This is a genomic window from Micromonospora sp. CA-263727, from assembly GCF_050942455.1.
Classification (GTDB): Bacteria; Actinomycetota; Actinomycetes; order Mycobacteriales; family Micromonosporaceae; genus Micromonospora.
The window spans coordinates 564,591-578,686 of record NZ_CP192031.1 but is presented as its reverse complement, the minus strand read 5'-3'; the positions used below and the strand labels follow the sequence as shown (position 1 = coordinate 578,686).

The 14,096-nt window shown below is 72.6% G+C and carries 12 protein-coding genes and 1 pseudogene; 9 read left to right on the top strand and 4 right to left on the bottom strand.

The window, feature by feature from the left end; translation table 11 throughout:
• Positions 1–84 precede the first annotated feature (84 nt).
• From ACQPYA_RS02670 to ACQPYA_RS02645, 6 genes and pseudogenes are all read left to right on the top strand, one after another.
• Positions 85–1,566, top strand: coding sequence for a M1 family metallopeptidase (locus ACQPYA_RS02670; protein WP_433531047.1), 1,482 nt, complete (start codon positions 85–87; stop codon positions 1,564–1,566).
• 194 nt (positions 1,567–1,760) lie between these two features.
• Positions 1,761–2,408, top strand: a complete 648-nt coding sequence (locus ACQPYA_RS02665; RefSeq protein ID WP_433531046.1) for an FKBP-type peptidyl-prolyl cis-trans isomerase — start codon at positions 1,761–1,763, stop codon at positions 2,406–2,408.
• Between the two features lie 69 nt (positions 2,409–2,477).
• A pseudogene (locus tag ACQPYA_RS02660) lies at positions 2,478–3,303 on the top strand (SCO6745 family protein).
• A 107-nt stretch (positions 3,304–3,410) separates the two neighbouring features.
• A complete protein-coding gene (locus ACQPYA_RS02655) occupies positions 3,411–4,067 on the top strand; it encodes an HAD family hydrolase (protein WP_433531045.1) in 657 nt (218 codons plus the stop codon).
• Positions 4,068–4,107: 40 nt separating this feature from the next.
• Positions 4,108–5,118, top strand: coding sequence for an NADPH:quinone reductase (locus ACQPYA_RS02650; protein WP_433531044.1), 1,011 nt, complete (start codon positions 4,108–4,110; stop codon positions 5,116–5,118).
• Positions 5,119–5,414: 296 nt separating this feature from the next.
• Positions 5,415–5,906 (top strand): NUDIX domain-containing protein, encoded by a 492-nt coding sequence (locus ACQPYA_RS02645; protein WP_433531043.1) that lies wholly within the window; start codon positions 5,415–5,417, stop codon positions 5,904–5,906.
• Between the two features lie 62 nt (positions 5,907–5,968).
• On the opposite strand, the gene ACQPYA_RS02640 is transcribed toward ACQPYA_RS02645, so the two are convergent.
• A complete protein-coding gene (locus tag ACQPYA_RS02640; RefSeq protein ID WP_433531042.1) occupies positions 5,969–7,630 on the bottom strand; it encodes an MDR family MFS transporter in 1,662 nt (553 codons plus the stop codon).
• A 289-nt stretch (positions 7,631–7,919) separates the two neighbouring features.
• Here ACQPYA_RS02640 and rfaE2 point away from each other — a divergent pair, with 289 nt between their 5' ends.
• Together rfaE2 and ACQPYA_RS02630 are read left to right on the top strand one after the other, a co-directional pair.
• Positions 7,920–10,022 (top strand): D-glycero-beta-D-manno-heptose 1-phosphate adenylyltransferase, encoded by a 2,103-nt coding sequence (rfaE2, locus tag ACQPYA_RS02635; RefSeq protein WP_433531041.1) that lies wholly within the window; start codon positions 7,920–7,922, stop codon positions 10,020–10,022.
• Positions 10,019–10,891 (top strand): glycosyltransferase family 2 protein, encoded by an 873-nt coding sequence (locus ACQPYA_RS02630; RefSeq protein WP_433531040.1) that lies wholly within the window; start codon positions 10,019–10,021, stop codon positions 10,889–10,891. Before rfaE2 ends, ACQPYA_RS02630 begins: the two co-directional genes overlap by 4 nt.
• Before the next feature lie 89 nt (positions 10,892–10,980).
• Here ACQPYA_RS02630 and ACQPYA_RS02625 read toward each other — a convergent pair whose 3' ends face one another.
• The 3 genes from ACQPYA_RS02625 to ACQPYA_RS02615 are packed head-to-tail and all read right to left on the bottom strand — an operon-like array spanning position 10,981 to position 13,152.
• Complete coding sequence (locus ACQPYA_RS02625) at positions 10,981–12,105, bottom strand: glycosyltransferase family 9 protein (protein WP_433531039.1); 1,125 nt, start codon at positions 12,103–12,105, stop codon at positions 10,981–10,983.
• Positions 12,106–12,115: 10 nt separating this feature from the next.
• Positions 12,116–12,649 carry an Hsp20/alpha crystallin family protein gene (locus tag ACQPYA_RS02620; protein WP_433531038.1) on the bottom strand — a complete coding sequence of 178 codons (534 nt, stop codon included), beginning with the start codon at positions 12,647–12,649 and terminating at the stop codon, positions 12,116–12,118.
• The gene (locus ACQPYA_RS02615; protein WP_433531037.1) at positions 12,646–13,152 is read right to left on the bottom strand and encodes a DUF2231 domain-containing protein; all 507 of its coding nucleotides are present in this window, start codon (positions 13,150–13,152) and stop codon (positions 12,646–12,648) included. Before ACQPYA_RS02615 ends, ACQPYA_RS02620 begins: the two co-directional genes overlap by 4 nt.
• 168 nt (positions 13,153–13,320) lie before the next feature.
• Here ACQPYA_RS02615 and ACQPYA_RS02610 point away from each other — a divergent pair, with 168 nt between their 5' ends.
• Positions 13,321–13,938, top strand: coding sequence for a pyridoxamine 5'-phosphate oxidase family protein (locus tag ACQPYA_RS02610; RefSeq protein ID WP_433531036.1), 618 nt, complete (start codon positions 13,321–13,323; stop codon positions 13,936–13,938).
• Positions 13,939–14,096 lie beyond the last annotated feature (158 nt).

The window sequence follows — 14,096 nt, the reverse complement described above, 5'->3', positions numbered from 1 at the left end:
GGCCAATGGCCTCCGGCCTCGCCGGCATTGACCAGGAATTTTGTGAATCCTACTCTGCCTGACATCCCCATTGAGAGGATTCACATGACACGTCCCCGTCTGCGTGCTACCGGCCTGGCCACCGCCGCCCTGGTAGCCGCCGGCCTGCTGGCGACACCGACCGCTGCCAGCGCAGTCCCCGCCAAGCCCACCCCGGCCCCCGGCAAACCCAAGGCCGCGCCGGGTAAGCCCAAGCCCGGCAAGCCCTGCACCCCCCGGTATTCTCCCGGCGCGCCGAGCATCGGCGACCCGTACTTCCCGGACCAGGGCAACGGCGGGTACGACGTCAAGCACTACGACCTCGACTTCTCGTACGACCCGGCGACCCAGGTCATGGACGCCACCGCGACGATCACCGCGCACGCCACCCAGAATCTCGACCGGTTCGACCTCGACTTCCGGGGCCCGGAGATCACCTCGCTGACCGTGGACGGTAAGAAGAGCGCCTTCAGCCGGGACGGCCAGGAACTGGTCGTCACCCCGCACGGGAAGCTGAAGGCCGGCAAGAAGTTCACCGTGGTGGTGAAATACGCCGGCGTACCCGGACCGGTGACCGACCCGGACGGGTCGATCGAGGGCTGGATCCCGACCGACGACGGCGCCTTCGTCGTCGGGGAGCCGCAGGGCACCCCCGCCTGGCTGCCGAGCAACGACACCCCGACCGACAAGGCGACCTTCCGGTTCACCGCGAAGGTGCCGGAGGGGCTCACCGCGGTCGGCAACGGCCAACTCCTGTCCCAGAGGACCCGTAACGGCTGGACGACGTTCGTCTGGGACAGCACCGAGCCGATGGCGACCTACCTGGCGACGATCACGATCGGCACGTTCGAGGTCACCGAGTCGGTCACGCCGAGCGGAATCCCGTCGTACGTCGCCATCGACCCGCGCCTGGTCGCCGGCTCGGCCAACGCGGTGTCGCAGATCCCGAAGATGATGGAGTTCTTCACCGGGAAGTTCGGGCCGTACCCGTTCGCCTCCACCGGGGCGATCGTCGACTACGCGCCGCAGGTGGGTTACGCCCTGGAGACCCAGACCAAGCCGATCTTCTCGAACACGGCGAGCGTCGGCACCATGGCCCACGAGATCGCCCACCAGTGGTACGGCAACAGCGTCTCGCCGGAGCGCTGGAAGGACATCTGGCTCAACGAGGGCTTCGCCACCTACGGCCAATGGATGTACACCGAGTTCAACGGCGGGGCCACGGTCGAGGCGACCTTCAACAACAGCAGCAACTACGGGCGCGCCGCGACCTCGTCGTTCTGGCAGGTGCTCCTCGCCGACCCCGGGCCGATGGAGATGTTCAGCAGCATCCCGTACAACCGGGGCGCGATGACCCTGCACGCGCTGCGCGGCAAGGTCGGCGAGGAGGCGTTCGCCCGCATCCTGCGACGGTGGGCGGCGATCCACCGGTACAGCCACGCCGCCACGGCCGACTTCGTCTCGCTGGCCGAGCGGGAGTCCGGGCAGGATCTCACCGCCTTCTTCGACGTGTGGTTGTTCCAGAAGGGCAAGCCCACGTCCTGGTGACGCCCCACGGGTGGGGACGGCGTCGACGCGGGGCCCCGGAAGCGTGTTCCGGGCCCCGCAGTTCCGCCCCGACCGCCCCGGCCATCCCACCCATCACGATCGACGGTCGGAAGTACGCCGGCCACCAGGTACCGTGTGTCGGCGACGGCGTCCGTGGCCCGGACGCACCCACCTCTCAACAGGGAGTCGAGGACGTGAGCGAGCACGCGGGCGGGCAGGAGACCAAGGCACGGCGGCGACTGGCCGAACAGTTGGCGGAACAGAAGGCCGCCGAGGCCAAGCGCCGCCGGCAGGCCTGGGCCGGCGCGTTCGCCGGAGTCGCCGTGGTCGCGGTGCTGATCACCGTGTTCGTGATCATCGGCGGCCAGCGCGGCGACGACGCCCCCGAGCAGGCGGCCGACGCGCCGTCGGCGGTGGCGAGCGACCCGGCGGAGCCGGATGCACCGCCCGCTCCGCAGCTGCCCGAGGGCGCGGACCCGGCGCTCGGGAGCAAGCCGACCGTGGCCGCTGGCGAGGGCGAGCTGACCAAGCTCACCGTCACCACGCTGATCGAGGGCGCCGGGCCGAAGGTCGAGACCGGCCAGTCGATTACCACCAACTACGTGGGCGTGTTCTACGCCAACGGCGAGGAGTTCGACTCCTCCTGGAGCCGGGGTGAGCCGGCCACCTTCCCGATCGGCGTCCAGCAGGTCATCGAGGGCTGGGACAAGGGCCTGGTCGGGGTCAACGTGGGCAGCCGGGTGCAGCTCGACATCCCGGCCGAACAGGCGTACGGCGACGGCGCGGGCGGGCGTCCGGGCGGTCCGCTGCGCTTCGTGGTCGACATCCTCGCCGCCCAGTAGGCGCACACCGGAGCGAACGCGGAGGTGCCTGTGACGGCGCTGGACGACGCGGGGCGGACCACCCGGTTGATGTGGACGCACTTCGAGCCGGTGCACGCCGTCACCTACTTCCACCCGCGCGCCCGGTCCGCGTTCGAGGCGGCCGGGTTGCGCGGCTACTGGCGGGGCTACTTCGCCGGTCGGGCCGCCCCGCTGGGGCCGGCCGGTGCCGCGCCCGTGGTCGCCGCCTTCTACGGCTTCGCCCCGCACATGGTGAGCCGCGCCCTGCCCGCGGTGTGGCAGCTGGCCACTCCCGAGGAGGCCCTGCGGTCCCGGCTGACCGGGGCGGTGCAGGCGCTCGCCGAGCTGACCTACGAGCTGCCCGAGCGGCACCTGGCGGAGACCGCCGAGCTGTTGGAGGCCGCCGCCGACCTGGTCGGCACCGCCGGCCGGGTGCTCGGGGCGGCCAACGCCGCCCTGCCGCGCGGGGAGTACCCGCTGGCCCGGCTCTGGCAGGCCGCCACCAGCGCTGCGCGAGCACCGCGGGGACGGGCACGTGGCGGCGCTGGTCGCCGCCGACCTCGATCCGGTGGAGACGCTGGCCTGGCGGGTCGCGGTCGGCATGCCGGCCCGGAACCTGCTCGGCCGGGGCTGGTCGGAGCAGGAGTGGGCGCAGGCGCGCGAACGGCTGGCCGCCCGGGGCTGGCTCACCGCAGACGGCGAGCCGACCGAGCGCGGCCGGGCCGGCTTCCAGGCCGTCGAGGACGCCACCGACCGGACCGCCGCCCGCCCGTGGCGCGCCCTCGGCCCAGACCCCACCCGCCGCCTCCGCGCCCTGCTGCACCCCATCGCCCAGGCCGCCCACACCGTGATCCCCCCGGACAGCCCCATCGGCCTCCCCGCCTTTCCAAGTTGATCAGCCCGCTTGGCTGCCATTTCGGGGATGTTGCTGTCTCACGCACTCCCAGACACAGCAACATCCCCGAAGTTGTGCGCCATTTGCCGGGGTTGGAGGATGGGCGGATGGTGGTGGGTGCGGTGGTGTTCGACCTGGATGGCGTGATCGTGGACTCCGAGCCGGTCTGGGAGGAGGTCCGGCGGGCCTACGTGGCGACGCACGGCGGCACCTGGCAGGCGGACACCCAACGCCGGTTGATGGGGATGAGCACCCGCGAGTGGGCCCACTACCTCAGCGACGAGCTGGGCGTGCGGCGCACCGCCGAGCAGGTCGCCACCGAGGTGGTCGAGGAGATGACCCGGCGGTACGCGGCCCGCGTACCGGTGATCGACGGTGCGGACGAGGTGGTGCGCCGGCTGGCCGGACGGTGGCCGTTGGGGCTGGCCAGCTCGTCGCCGACCCGGCTGATCGCGGCGGCGCTGGCCGCCACCGGCCTGACCGGCGCGTTCCGGAGCACGCTGTCGACCGAGGAGACCGAGCGCGGCAAGCCGGCGCCGGACGTGTACCTGACTGTCGCACGGCACCTCGGCGTCGAGCCCGCGCGTTGCGTGGCGGTGGAGGACTCCTCCAACGGGGTCCGCTCGGCGGCTGCCGCCGGGATGACCGTGGTGGCGGTGCCACACGGGTCGTACCCGCTCGGCCCGGACGCGGAGCGGCTGGCGGCGACGGTGCTGGGTTCGGTCGGCGAGCTGACCCCGGAGGTGGTCGACCGGCTCGGCTGAACCGCCACAGGCGGTCCCCCACCCGCCTACCGTCGGTGGCATGAAGGCAGTGGTGTACGAGGAAACCGGTGACCCGTCGGTGCTCCAGCTGGTCGACCGACCGGTGCCGGAACCCGGCCGGGGCGAGGTGCTGGTGCGCGTCGCGTACTCCGGGGTGAACCCGACGGACTGGAAGTCCCGCCGGCAGGGGCCGCTGCCGGCCGGCTGGCAGACGCCCGGGCAGGACGGGGCCGGGGTGGTCGAGGCGGTCGGCGAGGGCGTCGACCAGGATCTGCTCGGCGAGCGCGTGTGGGTCTGGGAGGCCGCCTGGCAGCGGCCCTGGGGCACCGCCGCCGAGTACGCGGTGCTGCCGGTCCGTCAGGTGGTACGCCTCGGTGACGCCTCCTTCGAGCTGGGTGCCTGCCTGGGCATCCCGTTCCTGACCGCGCACCGCTGCCTGACCGCCGGGGAGTACGTGCCGGACGGGCTGCGCGCCGGGGCGTTGAGCGATCACACGGTGCTGGTGCAGGGCGGGGCGGGTGCCGTCGGCAACGCGGCGATCCAGCTCGCGGCCTGGGCCGACGCCTGCGTGATCGCCACGGTGAGCAGCGCGGAGAAGGCGCAGCTGGCCGCGGCGGCCGGCGCCTCCGCAGTGATCAACTATCGGGAACAGGACGTGGTGGAGGAGGTCCACAAGATCGCCCCCGACGGGGTGCACGCGATCGTGGAGGTCTCCGCCGCCCGCAACGCCGCCATCGACGTGCAGTTGCTGCGCCGGGGCGGGGCGGTCTGCGTGTACGCCAACGACGGTGGCGACGAGGTGACGCTGCCGATCCGTCCGCTGATGGCGCCGAACGCGCGCTGGCAGTTCGTGATGGTCTACACCATGCCGAAGGCGGCCAAGGCGCAGGCGGTGGTGGACGTCGCGGCGGCCGCCGCCCAGGGCGGGATCCGGGTGGGTGAGGAGGCCGGCCTGCCGCTGCACCACTATCCGCTCTCGGCGACGGCCGCCGCGCATCGGGCGGTGGAGGACTCGGTGGTCGGCAAGGTGCTGGTGAGCGCCAGCGATTAACGCGCCGAGCTAAGCAAATTTCCCATCATCGGGACAGAGGCGAACAACTTTCGCAATACTGACAGTGCGGGTCGCCCCGCAAGGACGGGCGGCCCCGGCGCGGTGCGAACGCCGGGGCCGCCCACCGGAGAGAGGGACTGGAGAGGCCCACAACTCCTAACGGCGATGATGCGCCGGAAATCGCTACGGCGTGGCCAGTTCCCGCACATCCAGGTCACCGTCGGCGTACCGGGACCCGCATCGCCTTCTTGTCGACTTGCCGACACTGATCTTTCGACACCCGTATGTTTGTCCGGGTGAGCATCTCCTGGGCTGATTCGTACGTCGGGCAGCTACGCGCGCTGGCCGGCGACCGGACGCTGATGTTCGTCGGCGCCCGCGCCGTGGTACGCGACAGCTCCGCCCGGATCCTGCTGATCCGCCGCTCCGACAACGGGCAGTGGGCGATGCCCGCCGGGGCGATGGAGCTGGGCGAGTCCATCGCCGACTGCGCGGTGCGGGAGGTACGCGAGGAGACCGGGCTGCGCGCCCTCCGGGTGAGTGCCTTCGCGCTCTACACCGGCCCGGACCGCACCCACACCAACATGTACGGCCACACCTACCAGATCTTCACCACCGCGTTCCGGGTCGAGGAGTGGGACGGCCAACTGGCCCGGGTCACCGACGAGACCACCGACGCCGGCTTCTTCCACCGCGAGGCGATGCCACACCCGATCACCGCCAGCGTCACCGAGACCCTGGCCGACCTGGACGTCTTCGAGCAGACCAACCGCATGATCCTGAAGTGACCCGCGAACCGGCGACCTACGCATTACGAGTGCGTCGTTCTGTCGACGGGGCTCGTCTTGGGTCAGAGCATGGTCTGGGACTTCGCCTCCATCTCGGCGGCGGCCTCCGGCTTCGACTCGCGGTCCAGCGGCTTTCCGCCCGGGGCGGGACCCTCGCCGCCGAGACCGTCGGTGCCGCCGCTCGCGTCGCGCAGCTTCTCGTTCGGCAGGGCCAGGGTGACCAGCACCGCCACGATCGCGATCAACCCGGTGGTCAGAAAGACCAGGTGCAGCGACTCGACGAACGCCATCTGGACGGCCGCGCGTACCGGGGCGGGCAGGGCCAGGATGGTCGCCGGTTCGTTGATCGAGATGCCCGTGCCACCGCGCGCGGCCACCGCGGCCTGCTGCTCGGGTGTCAGTTGGGCGATGGCACCGGGCAACCGGGCGCCCAACTCGTGATCGAGCCGGGCAGTGAGCACCGCGCCGAGGATGGCCACCCCGAAGGATCCGCCGAGCGACCGGAAGAACGTCGCCGACGACGTGCCGGCACCCAGGTCGCGCATTGACACGGCGTTCTGCACGGCGAGGATCAGCGACTGCATGCAGAGGCCCAGCCCGACGCCGATCACCACCATGAAGCCGAACGCGCCCCAGAGCGACGTGCTCACCTGCAGCCGGGTGAAGAGCAGCATCCCGACCAGCAGCACCGTCGCCCCGACCACCGGGAACCACTTGTACCGGCCGATCCGGCTCATCGCCCGGCCGGTGAGCACCGACGTGACGATGATGCCGGCCATCATCGGCAGCATCAGCAGGCCGCTGCGGGTCGGGGAGGCGCCCTTGACGATCTGGAGGTAGAGCGGGATGAAGATGATCGACCCGAACATCACCAGACCGAGCACGAACCCGGCGCTGTTGGCCAGGGCGAAGGTGCGGCTGCGGAACAGTCGCAGCGGCAGGATCGGCTCGGTCACCCGGCGCTCCTGGAGCACGAAGAGCAGCCCCAGCACGGCCCCGGCGGCGAAGAGTCCGATGATCACCCAGGAACTCCAGAGGTAGGTGCTGCCACCCCAGCTCAACGCGAGCAGCAGGCAGCTCACCCCGGCGACCAGCAGCATCGCGCCGAGCCAGTCGATCGCGTGGTTGCGGCGGGTGAACGGCACCAGCCGCATCACCCGCGAGCAGACCACGATGGCGAGGATCGCCAGCGGCACGTTGATGTAGAAGATCCAGCGCCAGTTGGTCTCGGCGAAGTAGCCGCCTACCAGTGGGCCGGCCACCGAGGCGATCCCGAACACCGCACCGAAGATGCCCTGGTACCGGCCGCGTTCCCGGGGCGAGACCACGTCCGAGATGATGGTGAAGGCCAGTGTGATCAGACCGCCCGCACCGAGACCCTGCACCCCGCGCGTGACAATCAACTGGGTCATGTCCTGGGAGAGCCCGGCCAGCAGCGAGCCGAGCAGGAACGTCCCGATAGAGAAGAGGAACACCGGACGGCGTCCGTACAGGTCGGCCATCTTCCCGTAGAGCGGGGTCGAGGCGGTCGAGGCGAGCAGGTACGCCGTCACCACCCACGAATAGTGGTTGATGCCGCCGAGTTCGCCCACGATGGTCGGCAGCGCGGTCCCGACAATGGTCTGGTCGAGCGCGGCCAGCAGCATGCCGGTCATCAGACCGAACATCAGCAGGCGAATCTGACCCCTGTTCAGCACCGGCGTCGAGCGGCCTTCCGTCGTCATCCCGCCTTCTTTCCCGAACCACCGGAAACATGCCCACCAGAGCCGACCGGACCGCGATCCGATGCGGTTGGCTGCTGGTGCGCGGGTTGAAGCAGAGCAAAGGACGAGCGGGGATGACCGGTGCCGACCCGGCATCGGTCGACGCCCGGTGACTGCCCAGGACCTGGTCGGACCAGGCGGCAGGTGAGGTATCGGGGCGATGGTTCCCAACCGTCTTTGCCGTCCCGTTGCCCGGCACCCGCGGCCGGTCCGGCAGGTTTGACGCTGCCGGCCCCGGGGATCCGCCGGCATGGCACGAGCAGCAGCGGAACAGCTCCGGCTCGCCGACGTCGTGCAGAGCTGGCTCGGACGCCCGGTCCTGGTGATCGGCGACGCCATGCTCGACGAGTGGCGGTTCGCCGACTCCGACCGGCTGTGCCGGGAGGCCCCGGCCCCGGTCCTCACCCTGCGGCGCCGGATCTCCGCGGCGGGCGGCGCGGCCAACACCGCGGTCAACGTCGCCACGCTGGGCGGCCGGTCGGTGCTGGTGGCACCGGTCGGGGCCGACGTCGCCGGCGACGAGCTGCACGACTGTCTGGACCGGGCGGGCGTCTGGGACCGTACGGTCAGCCAGCCCGGCCGGCACACCCCGGTCAAGCGCCGGATGCTGGCCGGCGACCAGATCCTGCTGCGGGAGGACTCCGGCGACCCGGACGACCCGCTCAGCGACGAGGGCGTGGACCAACTGCTCACCGCCCTGGACTGCGCGACCGAGGAACTGCGGGCCGCCGCGGGCGGCGCAGCCCCGACCCTGGTGGTCTGCGACTACGGCCTGGGCGCGCTGCCCGCACCGGTACGCGCCTGGCTGGTCGCCAGGCGGGACCGGTACGCCACGGTCGCGCTGGACGCACACGACCTTGCCGACTGGCGCGGCCTCGCTCCGACCGTGGTGACCCCGAGCTTCGCCGAGGCGACCCGGCTGCTGGCCCGAGCCGGCACCGCCGCGCTGACCACCGTCCCGCCGCCCTCCCGCACCGCATCCGCCACCCACACCGCAGCCGCCACCCGCACACCGACAGCGGGCGGATCGCCCGCCGGCCCCCTCGCCGCAGGCGCGTCGCTGGACAGCACGCCGGCTGCCAACACATCGGCCCGCGACCCCCTGGCCACCGGCGCAACGAGCGCCAGCACGCCGGCGGCCGGCGCAGCGGCCGATGGGGTTCGTGAGCTGTACCTGGAGCATCCCGAGGCGGATGGGGCCGACGGGCCGTCCGAGCTGACCGTGGGCGCGGCACCGGGCGGGGCCGGGTTGCGGCGTACCGACGGGCCGACCGGTGAGCCCACCCCGGGCGAGGGCCGGGTGGCGATGACCCGCGACGGGCTCAGCGTGACCGGCACCGGTGTGACCGTGAACGCCGACGCCGGAGCCGGCGTGGACCGGGCCGTCCTGGCCGAGTCCCGGCTGGCCGAGCTGCGCGCGCACACCGGCGCGGAGGTGGTCGCGGTGACCCTGGACACCGACGGTGCGGTGGTCGGCGGTGCCGACGGGCAGCCCCGGCGCAGCCACAGCACCCCCGTCCCGGCCAGCCAGGCCGTCGGCGCGGGGGATGCGTACCTGGCGGCCATGACGCTCGCGCTGGCCGCCGACGCGCCGCTGTCGACCGCCGCCCAGCTGGCCCAGCTCGCCGCGACGAGCACCGTCGCCGGCACCGGCACCTGCGTGTGCCGGCGGGACGACCTGCTGGCCGCGCTGGGCCGGCCGGGGCCGGGCAGCGACCGCCCGCCGGTGCACATCGGCACCGAGGGGCTGGCCGCGATCATCGCCGAACACCGCCAGGCGGGACACTCGGTCGTCTTCACCAACGGCTGCTTCGACGTGCTGCACCGGGGACACGTGCGATACCTGGAACAGGCCCGCGCCCTCGGCGACCTGCTGGTGGTGGCGGTCAACTCGGACGGCAGCGTACGCCGGCTCAAGGGGCCGGACCGGCCGGTCAACCCGGTGGAGGACCGCACCGCCCTGCTCGCCGCGCTGTCCTGCGTCGACCACGTGGTGGTCTTCGAGGAGGACTCGCCGACCGCGCTGATCGAGGACATCCGACCGGACGTCTACGTCAAGGGCGGCGACTACCCGCCCGAGCTGGTGCCGGAGGCGCCGCTGGTGCAGCGGCTCGGTGGTCAGGTGCGCACCCTGGGGTACGTGCCGGACCGCTCCACCTCCGCGATCATCGATCGGATCCGGGCGTACGGCCAGGGAAGCGCGCCCGAGGTCGGTGCCGGCGGTCCGTTGCCCGATTCGGCCGGTACCGCCGCGACCGCCGTGACCACCCCCGACCCGGCGGTGGCGGCGAACGGTGCCGGCGGGCCCGCGACCGGCCCGGCCGCCCCGCCGCTCACCGGCAAGGCGCCGTGAACCGACCGCTCGACACCGGCTGTCACGCGGACTTCCGCGCCGACCGCCGGCTCGACGTCCTGATCCCGACCCGAGACCGTCCCGCCGAACTCGCCGTCACCCTCGCCGGGCTCGCCGCCCAGCAGGACGTGCCGGGTTTCGGGGTGGTGGTCAGCGACCAGTCCGACGGCGACCCCGGGTACGCCCATCCGGCGGCGGCCACCATGGTCCGCGCGCTACGCCACCGGGGGCATCCGGTGCTGCTGACCCGGCGGCTACCCCGGCGCGGGCTGGCCGAGCACCGGGCCTCGCTGCTCGCCGCCTCCACCGCCCGGTACGTGCTCTGCCTCGACGACGACGTCTGGCTGGAACCGGGATCCCTGCGTCGACTGGTCACCGCGATCGAGGAGTTGGGCTGCGGGTTCGTCGGCAACGGGGTGCACGGACTGTCCTACCTGCACGATGTTCGGCCGCAGACGCATCGGCACTACCAGGAGTGGGCCGGTCCGCCGGTGCCGGAGCGGATCCGTCCAGGCACGCCCGAGTGGGACCGGGCACAGATCCATTCGGCGGCGAACCTGCTGCACGTCACCGGGTCGCTGGCGCTTCCCGAGGGGAGCTGGCGGGCGTACAAGATCTCCTGGATCGGCGGCTGCGTGCTGTACGACCGGGCCAAGCTGATCGACTCCGGCGGCTTCGATTTCTGGCGGCGGGTGCAGGAGCGGCACCAGGGCGAGGACGTCGCCGCCCAGCTCGCCGTGTTGGCGCGCCACGGCGGCGCCGGCGTCCTGCCCAGCGGGGCCTACCACCTGGAGTCGCCGACCACGGTCACCGACCGCGACGTGGAGGCCTGGGAGGTGGTCCTCGCCGACGCGGACGCCGACGCCTGAACCCACCCGCCCGCGCCCCCGCGCGCCGCCACGCCCGCGTGCCCCGGGTGCCGGCGTGTTAATAGGGGGCCCTTCCTCTACCGGAGGCGTTAAGAAGGGGCCCCGCCTTCACGGAAGAGCAGTTCGCGGGCGGCTTCTAGGACCTCTTCGAGGGGGACGTCGGTGACGAAGGAATCGCGGTGCGGGCAGTCGCCGTCGCCGGGGCGGTGCGGGTAGATGCCGGGGGTGCAGTCCACCCCGCAGACCGGGCAGTGCACCGTCCACGAGGTGATCGGGCGGTGCCGGCCGCGCAGCGCGGTGGCCGTGGTGATCAGGTTGCCGACCCAGAAGATGCCCACGGTCGGGACGCCCACCGCGGCGGCCAGGTGCAGCGGGCCGGTGTCGTTGGAGATCACCAGCTCGCAGCCGGCGTAGCAGCCGACCAGCCCACCCAGGCTGAGCGTGCCCACCTGCGGCCGGACCGGCACGCCCGCGGCGGCGACCACCCGGTCCACCACGTCCTGTTCGGCGGGGGTCCCCGTGACGAGCACCTCGTACCCGTCGGCGTGCAGCGTCCGGGCCACCTGGGCGAACCGGTCGGCGGGCCAGCGGCGACGGGTGTCGGTGGCCCCCGGGTGCAGCGCCACCCGGGGGCGCTCCGGATCGCCCAGCACGGATCGCGCCTCCGCGCGATCCGCGTCGGTGACCGCCAGCGTCGGGGTGATCGTGGTCGCCGGGGCGCCGACCAGCGCGGCCACCTCCAGGTAGCGGATCACCTCGGGCTGGTAGTAGACGTAGCGCAGCCAGCGATCCAGCGGCGGGGCGTCCTCGGCACGCAGCCCGGCGGTGACCCGGGCACCGAGCGCGGCGACCAGCGGGTTCGAGTTCGCGCCGCCCCCGTGCAGCTGGAGCGCCAGGTCGAAGCGTTCCGTGCGGGCGGCGGCCAGAAAGTCGACCATGCTCGACTCGGCCTCGCCGGCGGTCGGCGTGCGGATCCCCGGCGCGGGCGGCACCACCTGGACCCGGTCCACCGGGCCCGGCCGGTCGCGCCAGAGCGCCGCGTGCCAGGGCGCGCCGAGCAACACGATCTCCGCCTTCGGGTACGCGGCACGCAACGCGTCCAGCGCCGGCAGCACGAAGATGAAGTCGCCGAGCGCGTTCGCCCGCAGCACGGCGATCCTGGCCACGTCGGGCACCAGCCCGGTGGCCGGGGCGAGCAGGGTCGGTGCGGCCACGACAGGGCCGCTACCGGCCGAGTTCGCCGATGGCGACGTCCGGCCGGTGCAGTTCCCGATCCGCCGCCGGGTCGATGCTGTCCGGCGTACCGCTGGGGGAGCCGGTGGGGCGCGGCCCGGTGCGGCCGACGGTGATGGTGCGCGGCAGGGGGCGGATCGCCCGTGGCAACCGCACCCGGAGCAGGCCATGGTCCATCACCGCGTCGATCGCGTCCGGGTCCACTCGCGACGGCAGTTGCACGCGGTACTCGAAGCCCCGGGTCTCGAACCCGCCGGGAATGCCGTGGTCGGCATTGACCTCGGCCTCCGTCCGGGCACGTACGCAGAGCTCGTGGTCGTCCAGCTCGACCGCGACCTCCTCCGGCGCGACACCGGGCAGCCGGACGACCACCTCCCAGCCGTCGGTGGTCTCGCCCAGCTCCACCTCGGGCGGTCCCGGCCGGCCGCCGACCAGCCGGCTCAGCTCGGCCCGCAACGACTGCAACTCACCCAGCGGGTCCCAGCCCTGCTGGCCGCCGCGCCGGCCCCGTCCCGACCTGCTCATCGTGCGCCTCCCGTCGGCTGGCCGGAGGTGGTGGACCGCAGGGAACTCGGCGCGTCGAGGTTGGCGTCCCGCTCGACGCCGACGCCGAGCCGGTCGACGAGTTCCCCGCCGAGCCAGGCCGCGACGCCGAGGATGGAGACCGCCACGATCTCGATGGCGATCAGCGCCCCACCGGCGGTCCGATACTCGGCGTTGAGCCGTACCACCCAGACCGCGGCGAAGAGCAGGAGCATCGCGGAGTTGGCGGCGGCGTGGGTGTGCGCCACCCGTTTGGCCCGGGTGCCGGACGGGATGGCCAGCAGGTCGACCAGCCCGGTCGCCGCGGCCAGCACGCCGCCGATCAGGCCGACGGTGAGATTCCAGTAGGCCAGCTCGCCGAGGTAGTCCGGCCCGCCGAACACGTCGATGATGTCGAACAGCACCGTGGTGACCAGCAGGGCGACCGGGAACATCACCAGCATCGGGTGGACCGGGTGACCCAGGATCTTGAGTCGGCTCTCCATTTCCGGGCCTCCACTGCTCGGGTCACGGGGAGCGCCTGTGCCGGCGCCCGCTGCGCCCCTACCCCGGTCACCACGGGACAAACCTCACGGTGCAGACGACTACACTTACGGTGACGGCTTTCCCGTCCGGGTGCCGTCACCACGGTCAACGCCACGGGGAGGCACAGAGTGACGGTGGAGATCACCTCGGCGGCGGAGTTGACCGAGTTGCTCGGCGCCCCGGCGCCCCGCGCCGTCGCCAAGGAACGCACCACGCTGCACGAGCGGGACCGGCAGTGGCTCGCCGCGTCCCCGTTCTGCCTGGTGGCCACCGCCGGGGCGGACGGCACCTGCGACGTCTCGCCCAAGGGCGACCCGGCCGGCTTCGCCCTCGTGCTGGACGAGCGGAGCATCGCCATCCCGGAGCGGCCCGGCAACAAGCGGGCGGACGGCTACCGCAACATCCTGACGAACCCACACGTCGGGCTGATCTTCCTGATCCCCGGGCGCACCGACACCCTGCGGATCAACGGCCGGGCCCGGCTACTGAGCGACGCGCCCTGGTTCGACCAGATGGCGGTCAAGGGGCATCGGCCGGTGCTCGCCGTGGTGGTCGAGATCGAGCAGATCTTCTACCACTGCGCCAAGGCGTTCCTCCGCTCGCAGCTGTGGCAGCCGGCGACCTGGCCGGCGGATCCGTTGCCCAGCCGGGCCCGCCTGATCAAGGAGGTCGAGGCCCCCGCCGAGACCCTGTCCGAGTTGGAGCGCCACTACGGCCCGGAGTACGCCACCAAGCTCTACACCTGACCCCACCGGCCACAGTTTCGGGGATGTTGCTGCCTCACGCGCTCTCGGATGCAGCAGCATCCCCGAAGTCGTGGCCGTGTATCCCCAGGGTTGCCGGCCAGGTTCGGTACTTTGTCTCTCCAGGCCGCTCGTCGAGCCCGCCGTGCGCGCCGCCCAGG

Coding starts and splice junctions, on each gene's coding strand:
- ACQPYA_RS02670 (WP_433531047.1), top strand. CDS start 85: ATGACACGTCCCCGTCTGCGTGCTACCGGCCTGGCCACCGCCGCCCTG.
- ACQPYA_RS02655 (WP_433531045.1), top strand. CDS start 3,411: ATGGTGGTGGGTGCGGTGGTGTTCGACCTGGATGGCGTGATCGTGGAC.
- ACQPYA_RS02650 (WP_433531044.1), top strand. CDS start 4,108: ATGAAGGCAGTGGTGTACGAGGAAACCGGTGACCCGTCGGTGCTCCAG.
- ACQPYA_RS02640 (WP_433531042.1), bottom strand. CDS start 7,630: ATGACGACGGAAGGCCGCTCGACGCCGGTGCTGAACAGGGGTCAGATT.
- rfaE2 (WP_433531041.1), top strand. CDS start 7,920: ATGGCACGAGCAGCAGCGGAACAGCTCCGGCTCGCCGACGTCGTGCAG.
- ACQPYA_RS02620 (WP_433531038.1), bottom strand. CDS start 12,649: ATGAGCAGGTCGGGACGGGGCCGGCGCGGCGGCCAGCAGGGCTGGGAC.
- ACQPYA_RS02615 (WP_433531037.1), bottom strand. CDS start 13,152: ATGGAGAGCCGACTCAAGATCCTGGGTCACCCGGTCCACCCGATGCTG.